The organism is Janthinobacterium sp. GW458P, from assembly GCF_002127585.1.
In the GTDB taxonomy this organism is placed as follows: Bacteria; Pseudomonadota; Gammaproteobacteria; order Burkholderiales; family Burkholderiaceae_D; genus Janthinobacterium.
Genome location: NZ_NEGZ01000104.1, coordinates 1 through 6,933 on the forward strand (window position 1 = coordinate 1; position 6,933 = coordinate 6,933).

Consider the following 6,933-nt stretch of genomic DNA (forward strand, 5'->3'; position numbering starts at 1 on the left):
GCGCAGGAAACGGTGGCGGCCACGCAGCGCCGCGCCGGGCGCGGACTCGGCGCGCACAGCGACACCCTGCAGGCGCAAAGCGCCCTGGCCAAGGCGGCGCTGGGCGCCAGCCGCGCCGCCGGCGACTACCGCAAGGCGCGCGCGGTGCTCATTTACACCTTGGGCTTGCCAGCCGGCACGGACGTGACCCTGGAAGAGGACGCGGGCGAGGCGGACGGCGGCCTGCGCGAGGACTTGCGGTCCTGGCTGGCCATGGCGCAGGAACGGCATCCGGCCATCCTGGCGGCGCGGGCGCAGCTGGCCGCCGCGCGCGAGCGGGTGGCCGTGGCCCGCTCGGAGGGCCGCCCCAGCGTCGACCTGACGGCGAACATCTACCAGAATGGCCGCCCGAACCAGGGCTTGTCGCCCGCGTCCACGCGTGAAACCCTGGTCGGCATCTCGCTGAACATCCCCCTGTTCGACGGTTTTGCCCGCGGCTACAAGGTGCGCGGCGCGCTGGCGCAGGCCGGGCAGAAGGAAGCCGAGGCGCAGGAAACGCAACAGCAAACCTTGCTCGACCTCGTCAGGACGCACGCGGAAGCGTCGATGGCGCTGGGCAACCTGGCCGCGTCGCAGGACTGGCTGGCCGCCGCGCAGGAGGCGCAAGCCAGCGTGCAGCGCAAGTTCGGCCTGGGCGCGGCCGACATCCTGGAAATGCTGAACACGCAGTCGGCGCTGCTCGAGGCGCGGCAGGAGCGCATCCGTTGCCTGGCGGAATGGCGTTCGGCCCGGCTGCGGCTGCTGGCCAGCGCCGGCATCCTGGGACGCGGGGATTTGGCGCAAGAGGGTGGCGCAAGCGGCGGCAAATCGGGCGCCCCGCCGATGCGATAGTGACTATGATGGAGCACTGGCCTTCCCGCACAGGGAAGGTGTTTCTACGTCGACCAAGGGAGACATCATGCACAGCATCCAAAAGATTACCCCATGTTTATGGTTCAACGGCAACGCCGAGGCGGCGGCCCGGTTTTATACGGAAGTTTTCCCCAATTCCAGGGTGGGACAAATCCTGCGCTACGGCGAAGAGGGCAAGGAAATCCACGGCCAGGAGCCGGGCAGCGTGCTGACGGTGGCGTTCGAGCTGGACGGCCAGACGTTCACGGGCCTGAACGGCGGGCCGCAATTCCGCTTTTCCGAAGCCATCTCGTTCCAGGTCAATTGCGAAACCCAGGATGAGGTGGACCATTACTGGAACCTGCTGTCCCGGGGCGGGCCGCCGGAAGCCCAGCAGTGCAGCTGGCTCAAGGACCAGTTCGGCGTGTCCTGGCAAATCGTGCCCACCATCATGGTCAAGCTGCTGGGCGACCCCGACCCCGTCAAGGCGCAGCGCGTGATGAAAGCCATGATGGGCATGAAGAAGATCGACATCGCCGAGATCAAGCGGGCGTACGCGGGCTAGGCCGGGCCGCGGGGCGGGAGAGCGGGGCGCACGGCAGCGGCGCGCCCTGTCCAAGATGGCCGGCATTTGCTATAGTTCCGGCCATCTTTCCATTGCCAGACTGACCCTGCCCATGACTATCCGCACCAGCACTACCGGCACCATCGCGCCCCGCACCTTCGGCACGCCCCTGTCTTCCACCGCCATCAAGGTCATGCTGCTCGGCTCGGGCGAGCTGGGCAAGGAAGTCATCATCGCGCTGCAGCGCCTGGGCGTGGAAGTGATCGCCGTCGACCGCTACCCGAACGCGCCTGGCCACCCGGTGGCGCACCGCTCGCACGTGATCGACATGAGCGACGGCGTGGCCCTGGCCGCCCTGATCGCGCTGGAAAAGCCGGACCTGATCGTGCCGGAAATCGAGGCCATCGCCACCGACACCCTGGCCGCGCTGGAGGCTGCGGGGCAGATTACCTGCATCCCGAACGCGCGCGCGGCCGTGCTGACGATGAACCGCGAAGGCATCCGCACCCTGGCGGCCGAGACCCTGGGCGTGGCCACGTCGCCGTACCGCTTCGCCAGCAGCCTGCAGGAGCTGCAAGTTGCTTGCCAGGAAATCGGCTTTCCCTGCGTCGTGAAACCCGTGATGTCGTCGTCGGGCAAGGGCCAGTCCAAACTGGATGGCGCCGCAGACGTGGAAACGGCGTGGGCGTATGCGGCCAGCGGCGGCCGGGTCGATACGGGGAGGGTCATCGTCGAAGGTTTCATCGACTTCGATTACGAAATCACCTTGCTGACGGTGCGTGCCGTGGGCGCCTCGGGGCAGATCGAAACGCAGTTCTGCGAGCCGATCGGCCACTTGCAGGTGCACGGCGACTACGTCGAATCGTGGCAGCCGGCGCGCATGGCGCCGCTGGCCCTTGAGCGCGCGCGCGACATCGCGCGCAAGGTGACGGACAACCTGGGCGGCCTGGGCCTGTTCGGCGTGGAGCTGTTCGTCAAGGGCGACATGGTGTGGTTCTCGGAAGTGAGCCCCCGTCCGCACGACACGGGCATGGTCACCATGGCCAGCCAGGTGCAGAGCGAATTCGAGCTGCACGCGAAAGCCATCCTGGGCTTGCCCGTCAATGTGGCGCTGCGCTCGCCCGGCGCCTCGGCCGTCATCTACGGCCAGCTGGAGGCGCCAGGCATCGCCTTCGAAGGCGTGGCCAACGCCCTGAGCGTGCCGGGCGCCGACTTGCGCCTGTTCGGCAAGCCCGAATCGTTCGCCCGCCGCCGCATGGGCGTGGCGCTGGCCACGGCCGACGATATCGACACGGCCCGCGCGCGCGCCGTGCTGGCCGCCTCCAAAGTGAAACCCGTGGCGCAGTAAGCCTGTTTGCCGATACAGCATCATCGACATGGAAGCCGGCGCATGACGGAACTCGATACTTATCTCGCGCAGTACTATCTGGACGAGACGCAACTGGCGGCAGCCGCCGCCCTGGACATGGACGAAATCGATGCCCTGATCCGGGCTGGCCTGGTACCCGCGCCTGCATACGTGGTCGATGGCGGCGGTAATCTGTGTTCCTTCGTCTTTGGCGCCATGGCGGCGCCCGGGTCCAGGGCCGGCCGCTATTTTCCGCCGTCCCAGCTGGGGTGGATCGCCATTGCGCGCCACGCCCTCACCGAAGGGGCGGAAACGGCGCAAGCGCGCCTGAAGGCGCAATTTACGTCGCGCTATGCGGCCGCGCTGGCGACCCTGAACCTGACGACCTGGCGCCTGCGCGACAGTTTCGACGACAGCGGTGCGCCGGTCGCCGACGGTTTACTGGTCCGTACCGACAGCGCCTGGACATATTTTTTGAACGGCACGTTTTCCCTGTGCGTGGCCTACCCCATGTCGGAAGCCCACATCGCCTGGAAAGAAGTGCTGCAGGAAAAGCTCGCGCAGCAAAGCGGCAACGGCAGCAAGACGCTGCTGCCGCAGCGGCAGGCGCAGGAAATGCTTGCCCTGATCGATGCCTATGCCGCGGCGGCCATGCCTTTTTCGCCCGTCGAATATGCCTTGAGCAGCCGCAAGCGCCTGGTCGATGACTTGCGGGCCAACATACGCGTGGCCGAAACGGACCCCGCATGACTGCCGCAGCGACGCAGCACAGCCTGCCGCTTGCCGATGCGGGCGGCGACGAGATCAAGCGCAAGCTGCGCGGCCATATCGCGCGGCGCAACCTGGCCGGCGCCGCCAACGACTGCAAGTGGAACGAGCTGCTTGCCTTCATGCGCGGGCGGACCGACTGGGTGCCGTCGTACCGCTACGGCTCCGTGTCCGGCTACGTGTCGCGCTGGGACACGGAATGGGACTACCACCCGCCGTTCCCGTTCATGGGCGTGGAATGGTTCGACATCAGCCTGTATTCGGAAGAACACGTGGCCATGCTGCTGCCCAAAAAAATCATCGACCATGGCGTGTGGATCGTGCCGGAACTCGAACGCATCGGCTTCGATTTCGAGGTGCGGGACCGGGTGGCGCGCCTCTGGGGCTATCTGCCCCGCAATTATCACGATTTTCCTCCCGCCGACTAATTCAACGACCAATCTCATGCCTGATAACGACATTCCCCAAGTACCGCAGCCGGACGACGCCGTCGTCGGCAAGGAAGCGGGCGCGCAGATGCTGGCCGCGGCCTGCGCCGCGCGCGACGCCTTTTATGCCACCCTGGGCGCGGTAGACACCGACGTGCTGGCGCCGCTGGTCAACCCGGCCTTCATGGGCGGCCCCCGCTGGCCATCGCTGCGCCAGGCCTGGCGCGTGATCCGCCGCGCCGATACCATCATCATCGCCAGCGACGGCCTGAGCGATCCGTTCGAGGATGACGACGACGTGTTCGTGCCCCGCGGCCACCTGCTGGAAGTGTGCATCGAGGCGCCGCTGGCCGCCTTCGACGGCCAGCCAGTGCAGGCATCGTGGCTGTTCGACGTGATCTACCAGGTCAGCCAGAACGTGGCCGACCACGGCTCCATCGATTTGCTGCTGCAGCGCCACGGCAGCGTGTCGATGGTGCTGGACGTGCGCGATGCGCCGGCAGGCCTCGAAGACGGGGAGGAACAGGTGGGCGTGCTGCTGGCCCAGGGCGCAAGCACCATTGCGCCATCGTTCGATACGCCATATGGCGCAGTGATGCTGCTGACGGTGACGGTGCTGCAGCCGGCCGAACTGGCGTTCATCAGCGCGGCCGCCGACAAGGCGCAGTCGCGGCGCGACCTGGCCGCCGCGCTGGCCGCCTCGCCGACGGGGCACTGGAGCGTGGCCAGGCGGCCGGCCGTCATTCCCCGCTAGGTTTTTCGGCCGGCGGCACGGCCGGTGCTGCCGGTTCGGCGGCCGCCGCGTCAACGGCAGCGGGCGCGGGCGAAGGCGGCGGTTCGCGCCACTTGCCCGCCGCCTTCAGCTTGTTCTTCAGCCCCGGCAGGGGAAAGCCCAGCGCATAGGCTTTTTGCGCGTGCGCGCTGGCCTTCTCGTATTCCTTCTTTTTCACGTACATCAGGCCCAGGTTGTACTGGATGGTGGCCTGGTCCGGCGCCATGCGGCTGGCCGCGTCCAGCTGTTCCAGCGCCGGCGCGTCCTGGCCCGTGGCCAGCAGGTAGTTGCCAAACACCATGCGCGCCGTCACGTCCTGCGGCGCGAAGGCGATGGCGCGCTCGAAAAAGCAGCTGACCGTGTAGCGGGCGCCGGGCGGCTGCGCGCTTTTCAGGCGCAAGCCCAGTTTCGCCATCGACGCCAGGGCCCGGTGGTGGTTCGGGAAGTGTTCCAGCGTGTAGCTGATGTCCGCGCCCAGGCTGCCCGTCATGCCTTGCGTGAGCGTTTCCACGGCCCGCGAAAAGTGGAATTGCTCGACCACGGACAGGCCCTCGCGGTCTTCCGCGCTCGTATAGTCGCCGCCCGGCGTGCGCTTGACGTAGGGCGGGCAGCCGGCCGCCGCCACGGCGCTGCCGCAGCCGGCGGCAAGGGTGCAGGCAAGTATCAGGCGTTTCATGCTGTTCTCCTGTGGCTGACCTGGTCCAGCAGGTCGGCCAGGGCGTTGCTGCGGGCTTGCCGCGATTGCAGGGCGATGGCAGCCTGGCTGGCCAGCGGCGCGCGGCCCTGGCGCGCCAGCTCCAGAAAGCGCAGCAGCGCGCGCGCGCAGTCGCTGCTGGACGCCAGCTGGCCGATGGTGTCGATGCCGCAGTGGCGCAGCTTGGCCGCGCTGTCGCCCGCCAGGTCGGTCAGGGCCAGCACGGGGCGGCGGCAGCGCAGGTATTCATACAGCTTGGCGGGAATCTGCGCGTTGCAGTTGGCCGCCTGCAGCAGCAGCAGGCCGTCGGCCGCCAGCATTTCCTGCAGCGCCGCGTGGTGCGGCTGCAGGGGCGCCAGGGTGACCAGGTCGGCGACGCCGTATTTGGCCAGCAGGCCGGCCAGCCATGCATCGTGGCCGGTGGCGCGCAGCACCAGCTGGAACGTGGCGGCGGACAGCTCGCCGTCGCGGCGCAGGCGGGCCAGCGCCTCGAACAGCGGCTGCGGATCGCGCTCGGACGGATAGACCACGCCGCTGTGCAGCAGCAGGAAGCGCCGGCGGCGGCCGCTTGGCCCGTCCAGGCCCGCCGCGCCGAAACCGTCTTCGTCGTAGCCGTTTTCGATCAGCGCAAGGCGCTCGCCGGCCAGGTGGGCCAGGCGGCGCCGGTGCGCTTCGATGGCGCCCGGCGTGGTGCAGACGATGGCCGCGCTGCGCGCCGCGATGCGCTGCTCGATCCATGCGTGCATGCGGTGCAGGCGCGCTTCGGGCGGATACGGCGCCAGCGGATCGCTGTCGTCCAGCATCGGGTCGCGCTGGTCGGCGATCCACGGCAGGCCGCTGAGTTTTTGCAGGGTCAGCGCGATCAGGTGCGCCGTGGCGATCGGATACGTCGACCAGATGGCGTCGGGCCGGTAGGCGCGTATCATCCGCAGGCCGGCCGGCACGGCGCTCAGCCACCAGGAACTCCAGCGGTCGGGCAGGGCCAGGCAGCGCGGATAGCGCCCGGCGATGGCCAGGTGGCGCCCCGCGTCGAGCGCCAGGGTGCGCCGCACGGTGGCCTGCGCGCCGAGCTGCGCCAGCTGCGCGTCGTCCTGCTGCGCATACGCGAACGGACGGGGGCTGAGCACGAGCGGCTGCCAGCCGCATTCGGGCAGGTGGCGCGCAAAGGCCAGGGTGCGCAGGATGCCGCTGCCGCCGGCCAGCGGCGGGAAATGGTAGGCCACCATCAGCACGCGGCGCGGACCGGTCACCATGCGGCGATCCAGTGCGCGCACAGCCGCTCGACTTCGCCGCGCCAGGCGGCGCTGGCGAAGGTGTGGTTGGCGCCGGCCACCTGCGCCTGCGTCCATTGCGCGCGCGCGGCCACGGCGCGCCAGGCAGGATCGCCGTCGAGCAGGGCTTGCCACTCGCGCGCGCCCAGGTCGCCGCCGCTGAGGATCAGCAGCACCTGGCCCTGGAACTGCGCCAGCGCCCGCAGCAGGGCCGGCG

8 protein-coding genes and 1 pseudogene are annotated in these 6,933 nt (G+C 68.9%); 6 read left to right on the plus strand and 3 right to left on the minus strand.

The features are described 5' to 3' along the window. From CBW50_RS27705 to CBW50_RS27730, 6 genes are all read left to right on the plus strand, one after another. On the plus strand, nucleotides 1–870 hold an 870-nt coding region (locus tag CBW50_RS27705; RefSeq protein WP_139842678.1), incomplete at its 5' end, for a TolC family protein. A 64-nt stretch (nucleotides 871–934) separates the two neighbouring features. Next, entirely contained in the window at nucleotides 935–1,435 is a 501-nt protein-coding gene (locus CBW50_RS27710) for a VOC family protein (RefSeq protein ID WP_216356427.1), read from the plus strand. A gap of 112 nt (nucleotides 1,436–1,547) precedes the next feature. After that, nucleotides 1,548–2,783, plus strand: coding sequence for a formate-dependent phosphoribosylglycinamide formyltransferase (gene purT, locus CBW50_RS27715; RefSeq protein ID WP_086148475.1), 1,236 nt, complete (start codon nucleotides 1,548–1,550; stop codon nucleotides 2,781–2,783). Between the two features lie 42 nt (nucleotides 2,784–2,825). Further along, entirely contained in the window at nucleotides 2,826–3,533 is a 708-nt protein-coding gene (locus CBW50_RS27720) for a DUF6058 family natural product biosynthesis protein (RefSeq protein ID WP_086148476.1), read from the plus strand. Continuing rightward, on the plus strand, nucleotides 3,530–3,979 hold the full coding sequence (locus tag CBW50_RS27725; protein WP_086148477.1) for a DUF6678 family protein: 450 nt from the start codon (nucleotides 3,530–3,532) through the stop codon (nucleotides 3,977–3,979). The genes CBW50_RS27720 and CBW50_RS27725 overlap by 4 nt, the downstream gene beginning before the upstream one ends. A 16-nt stretch (nucleotides 3,980–3,995) precedes the next feature. After that, entirely contained in the window at nucleotides 3,996–4,733 is a 738-nt protein-coding gene (locus CBW50_RS27730) for a hypothetical protein (protein ID WP_086148478.1), read from the plus strand. On the opposite strand, the gene CBW50_RS27735 is transcribed toward CBW50_RS27730, so the two are convergent. The 3 genes and pseudogenes from CBW50_RS27735 to CBW50_RS27745 form a co-directional block, all read right to left on the minus strand. After that, the gene (locus tag CBW50_RS27735) at nucleotides 4,720–5,427 is read right to left on the minus strand and encodes an ABC transporter permease (protein WP_086148479.1); all 708 of its coding nucleotides are present in this window, start codon (nucleotides 5,425–5,427) and stop codon (nucleotides 4,720–4,722) included. The genes CBW50_RS27730 and CBW50_RS27735 overlap by 14 nt on opposite strands. Next, the gene (locus CBW50_RS27740; RefSeq protein WP_086148480.1) at nucleotides 5,424–6,698 is read right to left on the minus strand and encodes a glycosyltransferase; all 1,275 of its coding nucleotides are present in this window, start codon (nucleotides 6,696–6,698) and stop codon (nucleotides 5,424–5,426) included. The genes CBW50_RS27735 and CBW50_RS27740 overlap by 4 nt, the downstream gene beginning before the upstream one ends. Then, a pseudogene (locus CBW50_RS27745) lies at nucleotides 6,692–6,933 on the minus strand (hydrolase 1, exosortase A system-associated); the annotation flags it as partial. The gene CBW50_RS27740 and the pseudogene CBW50_RS27745, both read right to left, overlap by 7 nt.